The 19,526-nt window shown below is 39.8% G+C and carries 25 protein-coding genes, 1 tRNA gene and 1 pseudogene; 7 read left to right on the top strand and 20 right to left on the bottom strand.

The features are described from left to right. Window positions 1-133: 133 nt before the first annotated feature. From AC623_RS22220 to AC623_RS03990, 7 genes and pseudogenes are all read right to left on the bottom strand, one after another. A pseudogene (locus AC623_RS22220) lies at window positions 134-274 on the bottom strand (hypothetical protein); the annotation flags it as partial. A gap of 52 nt (window positions 275-326) precedes the next feature. Then, entirely contained in the window at window positions 327-602 is a 276-nt protein-coding gene (locus AC623_RS20740) for a winged helix-turn-helix domain-containing protein (protein WP_197090939.1), read from the bottom strand. 25 nt (window positions 603-627) lie between these two features. Next, entirely contained in the window at window positions 628-771 is a 144-nt protein-coding gene (locus AC623_RS22215) for a helix-turn-helix domain-containing protein (RefSeq protein ID WP_442853555.1), read from the bottom strand. Between the two features lie 173 nt (window positions 772-944). Continuing rightward, window positions 945-1,298, bottom strand: a complete 354-nt coding sequence (locus tag AC623_RS04005) for a thiol reductase thioredoxin (protein ID WP_231603357.1) — start codon at window positions 1,296-1,298, stop codon at window positions 945-947. A 311-nt stretch (window positions 1,299-1,609) separates the two neighbouring features. After that, window positions 1,610-3,874 (bottom strand): bifunctional glutamate--cysteine ligase GshA/glutathione synthetase GshB, encoded by a 2,265-nt coding sequence (gene gshAB / locus AC623_RS04000; protein WP_049660785.1) that lies wholly within the window; start codon window positions 3,872-3,874, stop codon window positions 1,610-1,612. A gap of 133 nt (window positions 3,875-4,007) precedes the next feature. Beyond that, window positions 4,008-4,841, bottom strand: coding sequence for an S-formylglutathione hydrolase (fghA, locus tag AC623_RS03995; protein ID WP_049660782.1), 834 nt, complete (start codon window positions 4,839-4,841; stop codon window positions 4,008-4,010). 4 nt (window positions 4,842-4,845) lie between these two features. Continuing rightward, on the bottom strand, window positions 4,846-5,961 hold the full coding sequence (locus tag AC623_RS03990) for an S-(hydroxymethyl)glutathione dehydrogenase/class III alcohol dehydrogenase (RefSeq protein ID WP_049660780.1): 1,116 nt from the start codon (window positions 5,959-5,961) through the stop codon (window positions 4,846-4,848). A 129-nt stretch (window positions 5,962-6,090) separates the two neighbouring features. Between AC623_RS03990 and AC623_RS03985 the strand changes: the two genes are divergently transcribed. Then, window positions 6,091-6,453, top strand: coding sequence for a winged helix-turn-helix transcriptional regulator (locus AC623_RS03985; protein WP_049660776.1), 363 nt, complete (start codon window positions 6,091-6,093; stop codon window positions 6,451-6,453). A gap of 737 nt (window positions 6,454-7,190) precedes the next feature. Further along, window positions 7,191-8,165 carry an S-layer homology domain-containing protein gene (locus tag AC623_RS03975; protein ID WP_049660769.1) on the top strand — a complete coding sequence of 325 codons (975 nt, stop codon included), beginning with the start codon at window positions 7,191-7,193 and terminating at the stop codon, window positions 8,163-8,165. A 205-nt stretch (window positions 8,166-8,370) separates the two neighbouring features. Here AC623_RS03975 and AC623_RS03970 read toward each other — a convergent pair. The 3 genes from AC623_RS03970 to AC623_RS03960 form a co-directional block, all read right to left on the bottom strand. After that, window positions 8,371-8,443 (bottom strand) — tRNA-Val (locus tag AC623_RS03970). An 88-nt stretch (window positions 8,444-8,531) separates the two neighbouring features. Continuing rightward, window positions 8,532-9,230, bottom strand: coding sequence for a hypothetical protein (locus tag AC623_RS03965; protein WP_049660765.1), 699 nt, complete (start codon window positions 9,228-9,230; stop codon window positions 8,532-8,534). Continuing rightward, the gene (locus AC623_RS03960; RefSeq protein WP_049660763.1) at window positions 9,227-10,021 is read right to left on the bottom strand and encodes an ATP-binding cassette domain-containing protein; all 795 of its coding nucleotides are present in this window, start codon (window positions 10,019-10,021) and stop codon (window positions 9,227-9,229) included. Before AC623_RS03960 ends, AC623_RS03965 begins: the two co-directional genes overlap by 4 nt. Before the next feature lie 80 nt (window positions 10,022-10,101). Here AC623_RS03960 and AC623_RS03955 point away from each other — a divergent pair, with 80 nt between their 5' ends. The 4 genes from AC623_RS03955 to AC623_RS03940 all read left to right on the top strand — a co-directional run bounded on the left by AC623_RS03955 (window position 10,102) and on the right by AC623_RS03940 (window position 12,315). Beyond that, window positions 10,102-10,329, top strand: coding sequence for a hypothetical protein (locus tag AC623_RS03955; protein ID WP_049660760.1), 228 nt, complete (start codon window positions 10,102-10,104; stop codon window positions 10,327-10,329). A 208-nt stretch (window positions 10,330-10,537) separates the two neighbouring features. Further along, on the top strand, window positions 10,538-11,263 hold the full coding sequence (locus AC623_RS03950) for an alpha/beta hydrolase (RefSeq protein ID WP_049660757.1): 726 nt from the start codon (window positions 10,538-10,540) through the stop codon (window positions 11,261-11,263). A gap of 107 nt (window positions 11,264-11,370) precedes the next feature. Beyond that, a complete protein-coding gene (locus AC623_RS03945) occupies window positions 11,371-11,886 on the top strand; it encodes a YjcG family protein (protein ID WP_082174316.1) in 516 nt (171 codons plus the stop codon). Between the two features lie 6 nt (window positions 11,887-11,892). Next, window positions 11,893-12,315, top strand: a complete 423-nt coding sequence (locus AC623_RS03940; RefSeq protein WP_049660750.1) for a GNAT family N-acetyltransferase — start codon at window positions 11,893-11,895, stop codon at window positions 12,313-12,315. Window positions 12,316-12,398: 83 nt separating this feature from the next. On the opposite strand, the gene AC623_RS03935 is transcribed toward AC623_RS03940, so the two are convergent. The 7 genes from AC623_RS03935 to AC623_RS03910 form a co-directional block, all read right to left on the bottom strand. After that, window positions 12,399-12,662 (bottom strand): hypothetical protein, encoded by a 264-nt coding sequence (locus AC623_RS03935; protein WP_049660748.1) that lies wholly within the window; start codon window positions 12,660-12,662, stop codon window positions 12,399-12,401. An 80-nt stretch (window positions 12,663-12,742) separates the two neighbouring features. Continuing rightward, window positions 12,743-13,000, bottom strand: coding sequence for a stage VI sporulation protein F (locus AC623_RS03930; RefSeq protein WP_049660746.1), 258 nt, complete (start codon window positions 12,998-13,000; stop codon window positions 12,743-12,745). A 176-nt stretch (window positions 13,001-13,176) separates the two neighbouring features. Continuing rightward, window positions 13,177-13,329 carry a YjcZ family sporulation protein gene (locus AC623_RS20880; RefSeq protein WP_082174315.1) on the bottom strand — a complete coding sequence of 51 codons (153 nt, stop codon included), beginning with the start codon at window positions 13,327-13,329 and terminating at the stop codon, window positions 13,177-13,179. A 79-nt stretch (window positions 13,330-13,408) separates the two neighbouring features. Further along, complete coding sequence (spoVAE, locus tag AC623_RS03925; RefSeq protein WP_049660744.1) at window positions 13,409-13,765, bottom strand: stage V sporulation protein AE; 357 nt, start codon at window positions 13,763-13,765, stop codon at window positions 13,409-13,411. Between the two features lie 28 nt (window positions 13,766-13,793). Continuing rightward, on the bottom strand, window positions 13,794-14,270 hold the full coding sequence (spoVAC, locus tag AC623_RS03920; protein ID WP_049660743.1) for a stage V sporulation protein AC: 477 nt from the start codon (window positions 14,268-14,270) through the stop codon (window positions 13,794-13,796). Window positions 14,271-14,281: 11 nt separating this feature from the next. Then, the gene (locus AC623_RS03915) at window positions 14,282-14,734 is read right to left on the bottom strand and encodes a YhcN/YlaJ family sporulation lipoprotein (protein ID WP_049660742.1); all 453 of its coding nucleotides are present in this window, start codon (window positions 14,732-14,734) and stop codon (window positions 14,282-14,284) included. A gap of 243 nt (window positions 14,735-14,977) precedes the next feature. Then, window positions 14,978-15,328 carry a DUF1360 domain-containing protein gene (locus tag AC623_RS03910; RefSeq protein WP_049660740.1) on the bottom strand — a complete coding sequence of 117 codons (351 nt, stop codon included), beginning with the start codon at window positions 15,326-15,328 and terminating at the stop codon, window positions 14,978-14,980. A 134-nt stretch (window positions 15,329-15,462) separates the two neighbouring features. On the opposite strand from AC623_RS03910, the gene AC623_RS03905 reads away from it, so the two are divergent. Beyond that, entirely contained in the window at window positions 15,463-15,954 is a 492-nt protein-coding gene (locus tag AC623_RS03905) for a CotY/CotZ family spore coat protein (RefSeq protein ID WP_049660738.1), read from the top strand. 162 nt (window positions 15,955-16,116) lie between these two features. Here AC623_RS03905 and AC623_RS03900 read toward each other — a convergent pair whose 3' ends face one another. From AC623_RS03900 to AC623_RS03890, 3 genes are all read right to left on the bottom strand, one after another. Further along, entirely contained in the window at window positions 16,117-16,653 is a 537-nt protein-coding gene (locus tag AC623_RS03900; RefSeq protein ID WP_049660737.1) for a CotO family spore coat protein, read from the bottom strand. A gap of 94 nt (window positions 16,654-16,747) precedes the next feature. Then, window positions 16,748-17,524 (bottom strand): enoyl-ACP reductase FabI, encoded by a 777-nt coding sequence (gene fabI / locus AC623_RS03895; RefSeq protein WP_049660735.1) that lies wholly within the window; start codon window positions 17,522-17,524, stop codon window positions 16,748-16,750. 124 nt (window positions 17,525-17,648) lie between these two features. Further along, a complete protein-coding gene (locus tag AC623_RS03890; RefSeq protein WP_049660733.1) occupies window positions 17,649-19,505 on the bottom strand; it encodes a monovalent cation:proton antiporter family protein in 1,857 nt (618 codons plus the stop codon). Window positions 19,506-19,526: the final 21 nt, after the last annotated feature.

Here is a 19,526-nt window from a genome sequence, read left to right as displayed (position 1 = left end):
GCGATCAAAACCAGTAGATGACCATTCTATCATATTCAAAAATCAGAGAAATTAACTATATAAGTATAATGTAAGCTTTCAACATAGCTAACGATCCGATTAGCTGGAGCATCTAGACACTTGCCTAGATGCTTCATAAATGAACGGATGGGTGCACAGATCTCTTCTTATGTGGCGTGAAAAGATTGACGACCACGCTGCCTTTCAGCCAACCCTCCATATGCTCCACTGCATTGAGCTGGGGAGAGTACGGCGGCAGGAAAAGCAGCGTAAGCCCGGTGGCCCTTCTTTTTCCAAAAAGGCTTCAACAGCTTAGTGTGATGAATTCAGCCATTGTCCAAAATCATAACCAGCTCTTTTTGGAGGGCTTCCTGTTTCTTACGGTCTGCGCGCTTTACTATATACGCTGGGCGAGTGCAGCTGAAGCCCGAGCGTTTCAGCATTTTGCCAATTCCCGCCTGAGTCATCGAAATCGAACAGTTCTCTTCCAGGGCATGTTTCAACATGCAGGTATCCCAGCTTGATTCATAGCCATAGCCTTCTTCAGCCGGTGTGCTGTGCTCAATCACCCGTTTCACTTCGACTTCCTGATCTGGTGACAACAGAGAGGGTCTTGTCCGGAGAGGATTAGCGGTGAAGCAGCGCTTCCATACCGCCTCGGTTAAATTTTTTGATGTAGGCGGAAACTGTATCGCGGTGAACATTCAGAAGCCTGGCGGCGAACGAAGAATCACTGGAACGGTTTCTCGTCTCCCAGTTTGACCAATACAACCAGCGTTTCGTCAATCGCTGCTACTGGGGATTCGATCAGGCGCGCTTAGAACTAGCGCGAAAACAAGAAACTAGAGAGAATTTAATAAGAAAAAGCATTCTTTATTTGCATAAAATTATTAACGGCCCTCGGCAAGTGACAAGTGCCAGACGCCTGTTACTTTGAAATTAAATTATTTGTTCATAAAAGCTTTGATTTCTTCTTCTGGCATAGATGAATCGCATTTTACGTTTACTGTGTCACCATTAGTAAAGATAAAACCTGGAACCGTTGGAATGTCGTATTCCTTACGGAAGGCCATAATCCCTTCTATATCAGATTCTTCCACACTATTGACATAATAGATGTGAGCATCAGTTTCCTCAGCAACTTTTTTAAGTTTTTTAACGAATGTTTGACAATAAGGACATACAGCCTTGCCAATATAGATAACGGCTTCGCCTTCCCCTTTTACTAATTCCTGTGCTTTTGCAGAATTAATTTTATCAAAACTAGCTACATTTTCTTCATAAGTGGTAACCATCATTCAATCTCCCTTCTCTAATGTCATTATTATACAACGATGTGTAAATAATCAAATAAATTATGCTTACACGCTTGAATGTCGAACCTTACCGAATACTAGTGTAAAACACAAAAATTAATTTCAGTCAAAATACCAAGAGACTGAAACGGAAAGATAAAAGTTCTTTCTAAAAAAATCGATTGTTGCAGAGCAGTTTAGAAGTATCAGAAAAAATGCTATACATTATTTTAAACACTATTATGTTATTCCTGTCTCTGCTGGTGCAAACCTACGCCCTGTTAGTCGTAACCCTGATTTGACTAACTTCAATTCTAATTTTGTAATAGTTCCGGGAATAAATAATGTATTATATGCATAGTCAAACGTCGAGATTTTCCTTTGTATGGGAAAATATGCATATACATGGATGGATTAAAGTTCGCTTCAATGATTCCATAAGCATCTTTATTAGCTGCAGGAGCTTCTTTATTTGCGATAATCAAATCGATGCCGCTAATTTTAGCTCCAAGTGCCGCTACCGCATCCACCGCTATTTTTTTATAGTCATCAGGAATTTCATCTGTCACATCAATCGAGTCTCCACCCGTGCTAATGTTAGAGTTTTCACGCAGATAGATGATTTCATTAGCTTTTGGAACCGAATCCATTCGATACCCTTGACCTTTAAGCATAAGGTTCTCTAATTCACCTAATTGTATGCTTTCTAAAGGTGTCCTATGGTCTCTTCCTCTTAACGAATCACGGTTCTTTTGAATGACTAACTCTTCGATGGTATGTTTCCCGTCACCTTTCACATTCGCAGGAATTCGCAATAAAACAGCATAGACTTTATCATTTAACACAAAAAATCGATATTCTGTTCCGCTAAGAAACTCTTCTATTAATACGGAAGAATCTTCTTTAAATGCGAGTGCGAGTGCTTTTTGATAATCTTCGTAACTTGCCCCTTCTTTGAAGATCGATATTCCTAATCCATAGTTTGTTGTTTTCGGCTTGACAACAAATGGCTTGGCAGAAAACAGATCATAGGAACGCAAAGCTTGTTCTATTGTCTGAAATTCCTCACCCACCGGCACACGGAATCCATGCTGCTGAAGAATTTTCTTTGTTACTGTTTTGTTTTCCATAATTAAAGTGGATACATAAGTATCTTTACTTGTCATATTGCCATTTTTCACATATTCAATATGGTCTTTTAATTGAAGCTTCAAAAATTGATCTTGCCGATCCAAAACTTCTACTTTAATTCCTTGCTGGATAGCGTCAAACATTAAAATCTGAGTGGACAGCTCCATGTCGGTGAAGCCTGATAATTGATATGGCTTTTCCCATGATTTCTTATAGTTTTCTTTAGCAATGCACGTAGCCACGTGAGCTTGACTGCTCTCTTCACTTTCTTTGCAAAGCCTTCCAGCCAAAGTCTTGCTTGGGTCCCTCAGCATTTCCCTCAGATTAACAAATAACGAATCCGAGATAGTTAAATCTAAAGTTTTTACTAACTGTTCCATCTCATCCACCATATGGTGAGCCTCTACTGCAAATTGTGTAGGCTCTAATGGATGCTCAAGAGCCACTGCATCATTGTAAAAATCGCCCATTTCTACCCACTCATCACAATGATTATCTTCATCTTTCCATAGTAAATAAATTAAGAAAAGATGGAGAAACTCTGCTTGTTCATAGCTAATACCATACGTTTCAAAAGGATTTAAATCGATATTACGCAATTCAACATAACTAACACCGTGTTCTTCTAAATCGGAAACTTGATGTCCGCCTCTTAAACGGATAGCTGAATAAAATTCTTTTTCTTCTACTAGAAGCCCTCTTTTAACCATTAAAGAGAGATCTGATATATAGTTTCGTATACTACTATATGACACTCGAACATCATCAGAGTTAGTATACCCATATTTACTGCTTCTAATACTTCTTACTGGCTCATTCAAAGAACCTTCTTCAAAAAAATTCTTTTCACTACTAGGAGAAGCTCCATAAAAATAAGTGACTAACCAGCGATAACGTAAATAGTTTCTTGTGACTTTTAAATAAATCTCTGTTTTAAAATGCTGATAATCTTTTATCTCCGATTGTAAGTTAAATAACGATTGGATTAACTCATCACTAAACTCAAAGTTGAAATGAACACCACTGATCATCTGTTTACGGCGGCCATAAGAATTGGATAACGATTCACGGTATAGAACATTTTCAAAACTTTTGAATTTCGCAATCACAATATCTTCTTCCTTTTCTGGTAACTGCGGTGGCATGCTCAATGGCCAGAGCATTTCATTATCACCCATAGAACGATAAGCAACATCATGAATAGCTGCTAAGTAATTAAACAGTTCCTCTAGCGTTTCAGTAACAGGTGTAATTAATTCCATCTGTGTTTCTGAAAAATCCCGCTGAATATAAGGATGTTCATCTCTTATCGAAATACTTTTAGGATGATCTGTCTTAGCTAAATTTCCTGATAAGTCAACTCGTTGGCCTTCTTTTTCAATCCCATAACGGGCTTTTAATAAGTATGGTTTAACACGGTCATTGACTAACATTTTTTTTATATCCATATTATCTGTGCCTCCTAATTAACTTATCTTTAAATAGTAAACTTAAAACACGACAAAATACAGTAATAGAAAATATCCACATTTAGTCACAATGTGGATATTTTCCATTCCATATTTTATCGTAAAAAGAGTATCATCTTAAGTACTTCATATGGAAAGAGAAATGGTCATCTAAGAAAGTAGCAATAAAGAAATAGCTATGATCATAACCTTCCTCTTTTTTGTAACTTACTTCTTGATTATTTTCCCGAGCGTTTTCTAAGAAGATAGTTTCTTCTAATTGTTCTGGATAAAACGCATCTTGAGCCCCTTGCGTAATGAGAATAGGTGGCATGCCAGTTTCTTTGATCAGTTCTGAGGCATCCCATTCTTTCCAAGAAGCTTTGTCTTCGCCTAAATAAGCTGAAAAAGCTTTTATTCCCCATGGGACGTGACTAGGACTTAAAATAGGAGCAAAAGCAGAAATCGCTTTGAATCTTGCAGCATTTTTCATGCCAATTACTAAAGCCCCATGCCCTCCCATTGAGTGGCCCATAATGCTTTCTTCCCCTGAAAAATTAGGTACCAAAGTTGGCGCAATAGCTGTTAATTCATCTACTATATACGTATACATGTTATAATGCTTGGCCCATGGATCTTGTGTCGCGTTTAAATAAAAACCTGCCCCTTGTCCAAGGTCCCACGCTTCATCATCAGCAACATCATCTCCACGTGGTGAAGTATCTGGAATCATGACGGCCACTTGATATTTTTCAGCCAATCTTTGAAATCCGCTCTTTTGACTAAAATTATCATCTGTACAAGTTAAACCGGATAACCACCAAATAAGAGGGATCTTTTTCATTTCTTTATTGGACGGCAAGTAGATACTAAATGTCATATCACATTGTAAGGCTTCTGAATAATGGCTGTACTTACATTGTTCTCCGCCAAAAGAGCGATGTTTTTCAATAAGCTTAAGACTCATTTTCTCACTCTCCATATGTTAAAATTGTACGGATCGACTCACCCTTATGAAGCAAATCAAACGCCTCATTGATATCTTTAAAATTTAAGTGGTGTGTGATAAATGAATCTAAATCAATTTCACCATTCATATAATCTTCAACCATTCCTGGCAATTGGGTTCTCCCCTTAACTCCTCCAAAGGCTGATCCGCGCCATACCCGGCCTGTTACTAATTGGAATGGACGAGTATGAATCTCTTTGCCCGCGCCTGCTACACCGATAATCGTGCTTTCACCCCAGCCTTTGTGGCAACATTCAAGAGCAGATTTCATTACTTCAACATTTCCGATACACTCGAAGCTGTAATCTACTCCTCCATCCGTCATTTCAATGATGACCTCTTGAATTGGTCTATCAAATTTAGAAGGATTTATAAAATCAGTTGCCCCCATCTTTTTAGCCAATTCAAATTTATCCTCATTTAAGTCTATCGCAATAATTCGGCTTGCTTTTGCTTGAACCAATCCTTGAATAACAGCTAACCCAATCGCTCCAAGACCAAATACGGCTGTCACAGCTCCTTCTTCCACTTTTGCTGTGTTATGTACAGCGCCAATACCTGTAGTAACCCCACATCCAAATAGACAAACTTTATCTAGCGGCGCTTCTGAATCAATTTTTGCTAAGGAGATTTCAGGAACGACTGTATATTCACTAAATGTACTTGTTCCCATGTAATGATAAATAGGCTCCCCATTATAAGAGAAACGTGTGGTTCCATCAGGCATTAAACCTTTGCCTTGCGTTTCTCGTACGGCACTGCATAAGTTTGTTTTACCGGAACGACAGAATTTACATTCTCCACATTCAGCTGTATATAGTGGAATAACATGGTCCCCTGGTTTTACGGAAGTCACTTCATCCCCTACAGCGACGACAACACCAGCACCTTCATGACCTAATACAGCAGGAAATACGCCTTCGGGATCATCACCTGATAAGGTAAAGGCATCTGTATGACAGACTGAGGTATAAAGAATTTTTACTAATACCTCTTTTGCTTTTGGTTCTTCTACATCGATTTCTACAATTTCAAGTGGTTCTCCTGGTTTGAATGCAACGGCAGCTTTACTTTTCAAATGAACCCCTTCTTTCTTTATTTTCTGATATTTACATTCTCATAATTACATATTATAATTCAGCATACAATACTGACATTTTTGTCACTATAGACACAATATTATATAGAAAAGAGTGAATATATATATATGGTGATTCATTATAAAGAAAAAGCTTATTTTAATAGCAAAGATTTGGCCTTATCCGTTATAGGCGGACGTTGGAAAATAGCTATTATATGGTGTTTATTCCAGCAGTCTCCACTAAGATTAAGCGAAATACAACAAAAACTCCCCCATGCCAATCAACGCATGTTAATTAGACAATTAAGGGAATTAGAAGAAGATCAAATCATTACTAGATTTGTACACCCTGTTGTTCCTCCTAAAGTGGAGTATCAATTAAGTGAAATGGGTCTTCGTCTAGAATCCGTTGTCACTTCCATTTGTGACTGGGGTGATAATTTTAGGGACTTTTTACAAAATGATGCCAATGAAACGTCAGTTGATTAGCAATTTGCACAAACAGTTCTGAAAATGAAAGCCACGAAACGCTGGTATGAAGACGTTTCGTGGCTTATTAAGGATTCCAAAACGATCATTTAAGAATCTTTTTTCCTTTAGGATGCGTATTCTGTCCTTAACAGATTACCAAATTATTTGTTTTTATTATGGGTAAATTTCCGAAAAAATAAGCCCATATGGCCTTTCATTTTATTTAATAAAATATTGCTGACAAATGTATATTCGGAAACATAAAATTTCAGATCTAAATTTCCACACTTGGTTAGCTTTGTTTTCAATCGCTTTTGGCTTACCATTAGGATACGTTTCTTCAAATAATTCAAGTAAACTTTCCTTATCCTTGATTGTTGAAAGATCCCCCAAGTTCATCCCAGTCAAACAGGTCTTTTATTCTAACATCTAACGTTTCATTTCCCTTTCTCATTGCTGATTTTTCTTTATTTCACCATAGAGGTCTCAATTAGCAGCTTATTAGCTTCAATAAAAAATATGGCAGAAAGATAAAGCCTATCTTATAGGAGAACTCTCTTTGCAATTATACGAGCACTTTGACTCTACAACTTTTCTTATACCCCACTTGTTTACTAGTTCTATTTCCATGGTATTATAAACCTATTATTACCCACAAACTAGATTAGATTTCAAGTTAAGGAGTTAAGATTTTTATATGTAAAGTAATCACTTATCTTATTAACTAATTATAAAAATGAAAAGGAGCAAATTAAATGAAGAGATTATTTAGTCTATTGTTAGTTTGTTGTTTAACTTTTACAAGCACTACCTTTGCTTCGGCTGCATTTAAGGATGTTAGCCGTGATTATTGGGCAAAAGATGAAATTACATACTTAACGGACAAAAAAGTCATTAACGGTTTTTACGATAATTCATTTCGTCCACAAGCACCGGTTACCCGATTACAAGCTATAACGTTGATGGCTAGGGCTCTAAATCTAGATTTATCTAATCGTCCCAATCCAGGCTTTAAAGACTTATCAACCATGAATAGCAGCTATAAATATGCTGCAGCTATTGTGGATGAAGGAATATTTCCCAAAAGTGCATATTTAAAACCAAATGAACCTATGACTCGTGAATTAATGGCTAGAATGCTTACGTCCGGATTTAAATTAAAATCGACAAAAAAAATTAGTTTCAAAGATGTTCCTTCAAGCCATTGGGCTTATCCATACATCTCTGCTTTAGCCGAGAACAATATTACTCTAGGGTATCCAGATGGAACATTTAAACCAAGCACACCACTTACACGTGCTCAATTTTCTGTATTTCTAGCAAAAGCTTTAAATGACAATTTTAAAACCTTTACTTTTCCTAATGATAATTATCACTTTAAATTAGAATTACCAAACTACATGAAATCCCAAGTAGTGTTTGATGATGGATTAAGTATAAGTGAGAATAAAGTTTTTTCGGTTAACTTTTATTATAACAATGCTACTTATCTTGGTTACACACCGTTCGCTGGATCAATTCATATCATTCCTGCTTCATTATGGAAAAACTTCTTCGAAGATGCACCTTACTATCTGATTAAAAAAGCAAACAACTACTATTACTGTTATCAAGGTCAAAGTGAGGATCCTTATTATGAGGTAGGCAAACAAGGATCTAGAGAAGCTAAAACATACATGAGTATCCATGATAGACTTGAATATGCCATTAAACATATGAAAATCAATTAATGAACAAGCCCGCTGGTTAGTTTCCAGACGGGCTTGTTCGTTTATAAGGAAGAATAGGGATATTCTTCAATTATCAAAGCTGCACCTAGTTTTCAGTCATCTTATAAGCTGGTTAAGAGAAGCACATTATACTTAAATAAGATCCTTCACCGTAAATAAAAAAGCGCCAGAAATGTTAATTTTTTAACATTCTGACGCTTGCGTATGATTCCGACTGGGTTCGAACCAGCGACCTCTACCCTGTCAAGGTAGCGCTCTCCCAGCTGAGCTACGGAATCGTTCAACTGACAAGTTCTATTCTATGAAAATTCTGGTCAGTTGTCAACGGATATTTTACTTTTCCCTATAGAAGTTTTCTATCGCCTATTAATTTACTTTTTCTCTCTTCAAAAATAGGATTCTCAATAATATGAATCCAGCAAGTATGTAGATGAACACCCAAACATTCTCTGTCAGATGAGCTTGGACTCCTTCCTTTATCGTATTGGCCACAGCCGATACGGGCGGCAGGATAAAGATGATCCACTTCCACGCTCCTGGAAATACGTCCACAATTTTCGAGCTGGCCACAGCGGCACAGACGATAAAGGCGCTGCCGCTCCAGGAGTACTTTTTCCCTCCCATATTCGTGGCACTAAAAAGACTGCCTGTAAAAATACCCAACAGAATAAACACAATGTGACCGTATAGAAAGAGACTAATCCGTTCAAACGTTAGCGGCTCCCCGAAAATCCCCATCAGGAGCGGCAGTACAAAGGAGACAACTGCCAACGTAAGACCGACAAGAAAAATAACGATCATTTTCCCGTAAAGAAAGTAGGCTCTTTTCGGCATATACGAAAGCAAGATGAGTTTTTCACTGCCTTTTTCTAAGTTACAGACGATCATAGCGAGCCAGACGATGATCGGATAAAGAACGAACGCGGAGATCGAGTGGCTGTCAGCGATCGGCAAGTTTTCATAATAGTATTGGCTGAAGATCCAGGACACATACAAAATCGATGGTGGCATCCATTTCAGTGAGGACAGCAGAGAGCGCAGCTGATACGCAACAAATGATTTCACCGCTCTCCCCTCCCTTTTATTTCTATAATGTGCCCGTTGTGTCGCAGAATATCGCCAATCATTTTATCTGAATCTGTCTCTTCGACCATCAGCCGGTAAGTATGTTCGGCTAATGGAACGGCCTTCCATCTGTTTTCGTTCATTCGATAAGTAATTTCCATCACCCGGCTCGTTTGCTTCACAGGCAAAAACGAAACAAGGCGGCCTTCCTCCATAACAGCGATGTGTGTAGCAAGCTGATAAGCAAGCTCAGTTTCATGTAGGGTGAAGATGGTTGTCTTTCTCTCTTTCCGCTCCATCAGCAAATCTACCGCTATCTGAACTGTCCCTTCATCCATGCCGGTGAACGGCTCATCGAGAAACAGCACCTCTCCTTTTTTCATTAAAGCCTGGATAAAACCAGCTTTTTGCTTTGTGCCTTTGGAGCATTTTTTCAGTGGCGTATCTAAAAAAGATTCAAGTCCAAACAGGCTTGTGTAATAATCTATCTCCTCTTCTTTCTGTCCGCCGCTCATCCCGGCGAGCAGCTGCAAATAGTTCCTCACTGTGAAGGAAAGATGCTCCGGAAAGTGTTCTGGCACGTAGGCATACGAGGTAAAATACCGCTGAATGTTTCCAGTCTGCGGTTCGCTGATTCCGGCCAACAGCTTGATGAGCGAGCTTTTTCCTGAACCATTGATCCCCGTTACCGCGACAATCGTGCCCTGTTCGATTTCTATCGTAATTCCCTGTAAAACCTCTTTCCCATTTACCGATAATCCGGATTCGGTCGCTTCGATTAGTTTCCCCATGTTTTCCCCCTAAATACTGTGATGTCACTTGCACAAAGAACGTTTGTTCGTATATAATAAGAACAAGGAGCTGATCTTACATGAATGCTTTATTGCTGCGAAGTCAGCCAGAAAATTTACCTCTTGTCATTATGTATCAGGCACAGGACGGAACAATCACAAGACGTAATATTGTAGTAAAGTCACTTTCGTCATCTGCTGTGTATGCCTACTGCTTCTATCGCAAACAAAATCGCCGCTTTTTGCTTTCTAATATACTTGCTGCTTATCCTGCTTCTATTTTACGCAGGAACAGCCAGCCGGCCTGATTTTTCAGGACGGCTTTTTATTTTATTATAGTAAAAAAATCCTAGCTGAGGACATTTTTCAAAAACCTGTCTAAATTCTAAAGGAAAGGCCATACATATTAATGAACCCATACACGGGAACTGTTTGAATGGGGCTTCACCGCTTACTGTCCGCCTCATTTATGCTAAAATCAAGACGAATAACTATTAATTGGTTTGGAGGGTCACTATGACGTTACAGCGTGGAACCATTGAAGATGAAAAGATTTATTCTAAAGAGCTTGATGAAGAAATTGAGCTTCTCGTATACCTTCCAGCGAATTTTTCTCCCTTATATAAATATTCGCTGTTAATTGCCCAAGATGGGAAAGACTATTTTCAGATGGGACGTATTCCGCGCATCGCTGATGAACTTCTGGCGGAAGAACAGATTGAGAACCTCATCATTGTCGGGGTTCCTTACCGAAATGCAGAAGATCGCTGGCAAAAGTATCATCCGGATGGCCAGAAGCAGGAAGCATACATTCGCTTTTTAGCACACGAGCTTGTTCCTTTTCTGGACGAGAAATATCCTGGCTACCATGTTGGCTATGGACGTGCGCTAGCCGGTGATTCACTTGCGGCCACCGTTTCTTTAATGGCGGCTCTTCGCTACCCCCATACTTTTGGCAAAGTGATCATGCATTCGCCGCATGTAGACGAAAAAGTCATGAATGCGGTGAGTGAAGCGCAGGATTATAAACAGTTGAGCCTTTATCATGTCATCGGGCTGGAGGAAACAAAAGTAACACGGATGAATGGGGAAATTGATGATTTTCTCACACCGAACCGATCTCTGCACAACCTTTTTTATGAGAAGGGCTTTGATTGCTTCTATGATGAATTCGAGGGCGGGCACACGTGGAAATTTTGGCAGGCCGACTTAAAACGTGCCCTGCTGACAATGTTTGAGTAAAAACATTTTCCTAGAAAAGTGTCTTTACTATGGAATTGTAAGAAAATTTGTTATAATAGAAAGATGATTCATAATTATTTTTTAATTCATAAGGAGTGAGCATGAATATGAAACTAGGTATTGTTATTTTCCCATCAAAAAAACTTCAGGATTTCGCTAATTCCTACAGAAAGCGTTATGATCCTCACTATGCGCTCGTTCCGCCACACATTACATTAAAAAGCCCGTTTGATGCTGAGGAAAGCGATCTAAAAAGCTTAACAAGCCAGCTAGAAGAAATCGCTATAAAGCATCAGCCATTTTCTTTTCATTTGAGCAAGGTGAAAACATTCCACCCGCTCAATAATGTTATTTACTTAAAAGTTGATCCAAATGAAACCTTGACTGCTTTAAATGAAGACTTACATGAAGATTCTATTATCGGCGGCAAGCCGGAATATGGGTTTGTTCCTCATTTGACAATTGGGCAAAAATTATCCAATTTAGAGCATGATGATGTGTACAACTCCCTGCAAATGACGGACGTAGACCACGAAGAAACAGTAGACCGCTTCCATTTGCTTTACCAGCTGGAAAACGGTTCGTGGACAGTTTATGAAACATTCTTACTCGGAAAGGGTTAATAACTAGTGAAAGTAATAACTGTAAAGAACAACCAAGAACGCGAAGCCGCTTATGATATTCGCAAAAAAGTATTTGTGGAGGAACAGCGTGTTCCTCTTGAAATTGAAATCGATGAACATGAAGATGCAGCGGTACATTTCGTTTTGTACGATGAAGAAAAGCCCTGCGGAGCTGGCCGCTTCCGCATCAAAGATGGCTTCGGCAAAGCGGAGCGAATTTGCATCCTGTCTGACTACCGCGGCAAAGGAGCCGGCCGCCTTATGATGGAAGCAGTTGAAGCAGAGGCTAGAAAGCAAAATGTTCCTGCTCTAAAGCTCGATGCACAAGTACATGCGATTCCATTTTACGAGCGTCTTGGCTATGAAGTGATCTCAGATGAGTTCATGGACGCGGGCATTCCTCATAAATCCATGAAAAAAGTATTTTAACACTTAGCTAAACAAGAAAAAGCTGTTTCGTTTTTCTAAACGAAACAGCTTTTTCTTTCTGTTGCATCAGATACTATTTTTTATCATGCAAACTCATTAATATTGACACCTTTTCCGCTGATCTTTGCCAAATGTACTTGAAAAGCCTCGTATTCTTTCTTCTTTGATAGCCGGGCCTCTGTACGGTCATCCGAAGCCATCGATGCATCAGAACTGTTATCAAGTATTTTGCTGAAGGACACTCTTTCTACAGGATCAATGGATGAATAGCTGTCGCCGACATGGTTCACTACTCTCTCTTGGTACTGATTATATTGATATGGTGTAATCGGCAGGATGTAGCCCATCTCCCTTCCCCCCTTCTTCACAAAAGTATTTTCTGTTCTCTACCCTCTTTTGAAACAAGTTAAACACTTTTTTGAATTTTTTATTTTTTCTTATTCAACATGTCTGTAATCGTCTGCATATCCAGCTTTTGGCCATCTTTTACAATGGATTGCACAATCTGATCTTCTAGCTGCCGCGGTACTGGTTTATTGGCAAGTGCCGATACGCGCTTAATAATATTCCTGACCGTTTTCTCATCTTTAAAATTGGCATTTTGCAGAGAATTTGCCAGCTCCATAATATCTTTCATTCGTACACCTGTTTTTTGTTCAATGTTTTTGAAAAATCCATTTTCCACCTTGATTCATCCTCCTTTTTCTCTTTTTATCTTATGCCTCCCTTTAAAAAAAGTTCATGGGGCTTATAGCAGAAAGCCCCTCAACTCTCTTACAGGCGGGCCATTCTTTTGAGAAAAAAGAAAAGGCTAACGTAAAGGAGTGGTACACAGTCCGTTTACGTTAGCCTGAGCGCTCATTAGCAGTAAAAGCTTGCTCCGACGATAATTAATAAAATGAAAAGCACAACGATCAACACAAATGTTGATGTGCCACGGCAGCCGTATCCATAACCGCCATATCCATAGCCGCCGCAGCAGCCGCCGCCGCCATAGCCGTAACCAAAGCCCATTCTTATCACCTCACTTTTCATCCTTACACTGCTACTATATGAGAAAAATGAGGATACGTTTGGGCAAATAACATGCCAATTATCCTTTTGGTTTAAACACAGCCGCCCCAATGAATCCAAAAATGATTGCGGCGGAAATGCCTGAACTCGTCACTTCAAACATTCCCGTTAAAACACCGACAAGACCATGCTTTTCTGATTCCTGCATAGCGCCTGCCACTAGCGAGTTCCCGAAGCTTGTAATCGGAATAGTCGCTCCCGCTCCGGCGAAGTCAATTAATGGCTCATATAAACCAAAACCAGCGAGGATGGCACCGACGACGACCATCGTACTAAGTGTATGGCCTGGCGTTAATTTGCCGACATCCATCATCAATTGACCAATCACACAGATAAGCCCGCCAATTACAAAGGCCCAAAAAAACATTGCTGGCATATTTTTCTCTCCTTTCCTCTCTAAAAAGTTAGAGACCGCCCCACTGTATCAAAATGGTTTTAATTAAGGCCACCACAAAAGCAGCAAACACACCGAACAAGATAACAGACCCTGCCAACTTAAACATATTGCCGCCTACCCCTAATACAAATCCTTCCGTCCGGTGTTCAATAGCAGCAGAGATTACTGCGTTGCCGAATCCTGAAACCGGCACAGCACTTCCAGCGCCAGCATATTGTCCGAGATGATCATACACACCAAATCCGGTTAATAACATAGCAAGAAATACCATCGTGGCGACTGTCGGATTGCCAGCTGTTTGTTCGGTAAAGTCAAAGAAATAAATAAAGAAATACGTAATGGCCTGTCCGATCGTACAAATTAGGCCGCCAACAAAAAAAGCGCGCAAGCAATTTTTAAGCACTGGCCGTTTTAACTCATGCTTTTGATTCAGCTTGTCATATTGCTGCTGAGTAGGTGTCTTTTTTTCGTTTTTGTTCGCCATCTGCTCTCTCCTTATGTTAATTCTTGTTTTAATGTAATGATTCGATGAAGCCGTTTATCCGCTTCTTTATCGTTTACTTTGCCGGCATCAATGTCTTCACGCAGCCTGACAGCCTCAAGAAAAATTTTATAGTCGCTCGATACGATGAAGGTTTCCTTACTGTATTCCTTTTCAAGACGCTCTTGCAGGTTTTTCTCGATTTTCTTCATCCGAAAACGATCTAGGTGACGCACTTTATAAGCGACCAGAATGTTATGATCTCCTTTTACAACGGCAGCATCATAAATTTCTTTTACTTCTTCCACTTCTCTACGGATTTTTTCTACAGGTACTCCGTCTTTTTCGATCTGTATGGGTTCTGGATTAGTCGTTTTCATTAAGGCCAGCCGACTGTCTTTTCTTTCTTCCTGAAGATTGCATCCTGCGAGGATCACAGCCGCCAGTAAACAAATGACCGCTTTCATGTTCTTCCTCCATTCTTCTGCCATTTACCATTTAGTTTTTTCTGTTTTTGCGTTTTTATTTATCCAAAAGAAAAAACCGCCTTTATTTAGACGGTTTTTTGGACTTTTTCTTCTTTTTCGAACAACCACATGACTTTCTTTTCGGCTTTTGACTGCTGGTTTTTGAGTTTAGGGAATCATTCATCCGGTTATCACATCCTTTTATCCCTATCACATTATTATATGATGAGGCATATTAATGAGTTAATCCGTTTCCCTAATTAACCGCTGTACGATCGACTCAATTAATGCTGCACCCCCGGCTACGGCAAGAAGAAGCAAGAAGAATCCGCCGATACGCGGTGAACATACATATAACAGGCAACAAAATGCGGAAGCCCATACACCCGTACACCAATAACAGCTGAGCAGGCGTCCAACCCATCCTCTTAAACCCTGCTCTCTCGGCACAATGAATAGCTCCACTTCGCCTGTCTCCGTTTTTTCTTCCACCTCCATAAAAAAGGGGGCCCTCACCTTTTCCATAATATCATCAAAAACGAGCAGTCTTGTCAGCCTGAAAGATGAAAGGAAAAGAACAATCAAATCAATCATCGTAATAATCGCCGTTCATCCTTTCTTTTAACGCACAAATTTTCTTGATAAATACGGCAATTGTCCGTACCCAATTACGAGAAACACCATATGTTAGTAATGTAAGAAAATAATTTAAAGAAAGGAGCTTAATCATGAGCTGTAAATGCAATGATAACCATTCCAGTTGCGTTTGCGAAGTACTGCGCGCTATTAATGATCTTCAAAATGCCGCAGAACGGAATGAGTGCAGAGGCTGTAAAGATTGTTTAGCAGAACCTCTTGGGGATTTAGCTGGCGTACGCGACACGGCTGATACCCGCGTTTTTACTCTGACTCTAAAAGACGGTTCCCCGTTTTTCGCATTCTTCAAGCCGGAAGACTCAGATTATGGCTACTGTGATGCTTGTGTTTCTATTTTCTTCCGTGTAGAAGAGGTGTTTGATAACTGTTGTGCACGTCTTCGTGTATTAAGACCGATGAAAGGTGACAAAGTAGTCAATCTCGCCGATGGATGCTGCGTTGACCTTTGTAAAGTATGCGAAGTAGATGATTTCGAGAGAACATTTAGCTGTATTACTGTCGACTTGAATTGCTTCTGTGCTGTTCAATGTATTAAAGATGTCGATTTAGATATTTGTGAATAATTAGGAAGAGGAAAAAGCAGCGGTTTAAGCCGTTGCTTTTCCATTTGTAGAAGTTCATACATAGTTTAGTGACTACTCTTATGATTTACTAACCACTATTCTAGTTTTACTGACCTAACTTTTACATTTACTGACCAGAAACTTTTATTTACTGGCCACTCTTTAAAATGGACCGAGCAATTTTATCTGTTTAAGCTCCTTCCGTTCAATCGTGACGACTTCATTTTTAACAGTTTCTACTTTGATGACATCAGGCGTTACTTCTTGAAGTATCCCTCTATGAGCAACGGTTCCACAGTCAAATAAGCATGGAAGCTTTGTGAATTGCGATGATAAATGCTGAAGCTTCTCATCCATTTCCATATCATAAAAACGTTTCACTGGACGCATGCCCATCCATATCGGCCGCTCCTTCATTTCTGGCACTTCCTCTTTAGGTGGCTCATGCTTTTCGGGCTCTTTTTTACTCTCTCTCTTTCTCTTTTGAGTTTCCTCCAACATCGGCTTTTCTTTTTTCACTGCCTCATGAATCGGGTTCGTTTGCTCTTCACCTGTCTGTTTATCTTCTACTGGTTCTTTTGTGATTCTTTCCGGCTTAGCTTTCGTGTGATAGGTGCTTTGCATCACAGGTTCCGGGAAAACAAATTTAGGCTGATGAATATACAGAAGCGGCTCGCGCTTTTCCTTATTATTCTTCATACTTACACCTCCTGACAGGCTTTCTTTTCATTTATATGCTTGTTTTCGCCAATTCATGAAAAAAACAAAAAACCCGCCATAGGCAGGTTTTATCTTACTTAGCAATAATATGGAAACCAGAATCAACGTGGATATTTTCACCCGTAATGCCGCGAGCCATATCACTTAAAAGGAATACAGCTGTATCGCCTACTTCTTCTTGTGTTGTAGTGCGGCGCAACGGGGCACTTTCTTCAATATCTTTTAAGATAGAGTTGAAATCGCTGATTCCTTTAGCAGCCAATGTGCGGATTGGACCAGCAGAAATCGAGTTAACGCGAATGCCGTATTGACCAAGATCGGCAGCCAAATAGCGAACACTTGCATCAAGAGATGCTTTTGCTACGCCCATAACGTTATAGTTTTTCACGACGCGCTCGCCGCCTAAATACGTCATAGTCATGATGCTGCCGCCTTCTGTCATTAGCGGCTTCGCATACTTCGCTACAGCTGTTAAAGAATACGCGCTAATATTGTGAGCAAGGAGGAAGCCTTCACGAGATGTGTCAACAAAATCTCCCTCTAAGTCTTCTTTGTTAGCAAAAGCGATACAGTGAGCAAGTCCATGAATCGTGCCGACTTGTTCTTTAATTTGTGCAAAGCACTTTTCGATATCTTCATCAACTGTTACGTCACAAGGCAAAATTAAAGATTCATTTCCTTCAAGTGTTTCAGCCAGCTCGCGAACATTTTTTTCTAGACGTTCGCCTGCGTATGTAAAAATTAAACGGGCGCCGGCCTCGTGTAGTGAGCGGGCAATTCCCCAGGCAATACTTCTTTTATTGGCAACTCCCATAACAACAAATGTTTTCCCTGTTAAAGAAAATGTCATTTCCGTTCCTCCCGTTAATACAAGTTATTAGTACCTAGTAATAATATTAACAGGAAAGTCTTTGATTGAAAAGCACGTTTTAAAAAAAGCGTCCTAAAGTCTGCACTTTTAGGACGCTCTTTCCTTATCCGCCGTATTCTAACTCTAACTTTAATTCATCTACATATTCTTTCGATCCGGTTAAAATTAGCCGGTCATGCAAGCGGAGCTCGGTATCTCCATGCGGAACAATGGATTCATTTCCGCGGAATATCCGGACAAAGATCACATCGCCGGTAAACGGAAACTTCCGAAGAGTGAGGCCTTCATAGTTATCATTTAATAGCTCAACCTCATATAAGGATGTTTCTTTATTCGTCAAAATGTCAATGATGCTCGGCGATTCAATTAAAGCACGGAGAAGCGCCTTGGCTGAAAGAAAATAAGAAAAAGTTTCAATCCCTGCCTCGATGAGCTGTTGTTCCATTTCTTCCTGTTCGACATGAGCGATCACCCGCTCTACGCCTCTTTCTTTAGCCGCTATTGCCAGTTCAGCATTTCCCTCTACATTCCCTGTCGCAAATACAAGGATATCCGCTGCAAACACGCCGTGTTGATCGAGCGTATCAACTGTAAGATCTTCTAGTTCTTCTACATCAAAAACAGAATTGTTTAAATTGTTTTCCTCTACTTCCGGTTTTTTTCGGTAAACGACCGTATCATATAATGCCGATTTCAACTCTTTTGAAATCGGCATTGTATATTGATTAGCGCCGACAAAAACAATCTTAATCCGCTTTTCTGCTTTCATATGAGGCGGAAACAGCTTTTTAAAGACAACTGGTGTAATTAAACAAGTAACAACTGCGACTAACACAAGCAAACCACTCATTTGGGAGGTAATAACGCCAATCCGTTCAGCGATTTTAGCTGCCGCAATGACGAGTGATAAGGTCGATGTCAGCAAAAAGGCAGAAGCCATCACTGTTTTCGTGTCATACCATTTCTTTAAATAAAGGAGCGGGAATACTTTAGAGATAAAAAAGGCAATCATTAATAATGGGATCAGCATGAGCATCTTTTTATCACTTAATAACGACCAAAGATCAAGCTCGACTCCGACCATGACAAAGAAAATCGGGATTAAAAATCCATAGCCAAAGGAGTCCAGCTGGCGGACAAGCTCATGATTCGGAGCCAGCAGCGAAACAAGTACTCCAGCAAGGAAAGCACCAAGAATATTTTCTGCTCCTAGATACTCTGACAGAGCGACGAGAACGATCATGAGTGTAAATACCGCTCTTGTGCCAATCTGCACAGTACTCGTCGACAAGGCTTCGAACAGCGGTTTATTTTTAAAGCGTTTGGCAATGAAATAAAGGAGAACGCCGGCTGCGAATAAAACGAGCAGAAGCCACATATTTCCCCCGCCACTGCCATTTAGCGATACGAAAACTGTCAGCAAAATCATCGTCACGAGATCGGCAATAACAGCCACAAGCAAGATAATTTGCCCAATGACGGTTTTCATTAAATGGGCTTCTTTTAAAGTTGGCACGACAACACCTAGCGAGATCGTTGAGATAATAAGCGTCATCAAAAAGGCGTCATCAATTAAGTGAAGCAGGACAAATAAATAAGATAGCCCGAATGAGAGGACGAGAATGCCTGTAAAGATAATCAAAGCCGTCATAAAGGAATGAGGCTCTTCCTTCCCAGGCTTCATTTTAGGTGCTTCTTTTTTCTTGTTGGAAAACGCCGAGAAATCAATTTCCAATCCGCTCAAAAACATTAAGAAGAGAAAGCCGAGCGTCGATAACGTTTCTAGCCACATATCTTGAGAAACTATATCTAAACCACTTTTTCCAATAATCAATCCGACAATGATTTCTGCGATGACAACCGGCACAAAATTCAACTTTAACCGATGCAGAATAATAGGAGTTAAAAAAGCGGCAACAATAACAATAACTAATGAAAGCAATGAAGCATGTTCTGCCATAAAAGACCCTCCTTTTTGTGG

The organism is Bacillus sp. FJAT-27231, assembly GCF_001183975.1.
Classification (GTDB): domain Bacteria; phylum Bacillota; class Bacilli; order Bacillales; family Domibacillaceae; genus Pseudobacillus; species Pseudobacillus wudalianchiensis.
Note: the sequence above shows the minus strand (reverse complement) of the source record. Positions and strands in the feature narration are given on the sequence as shown.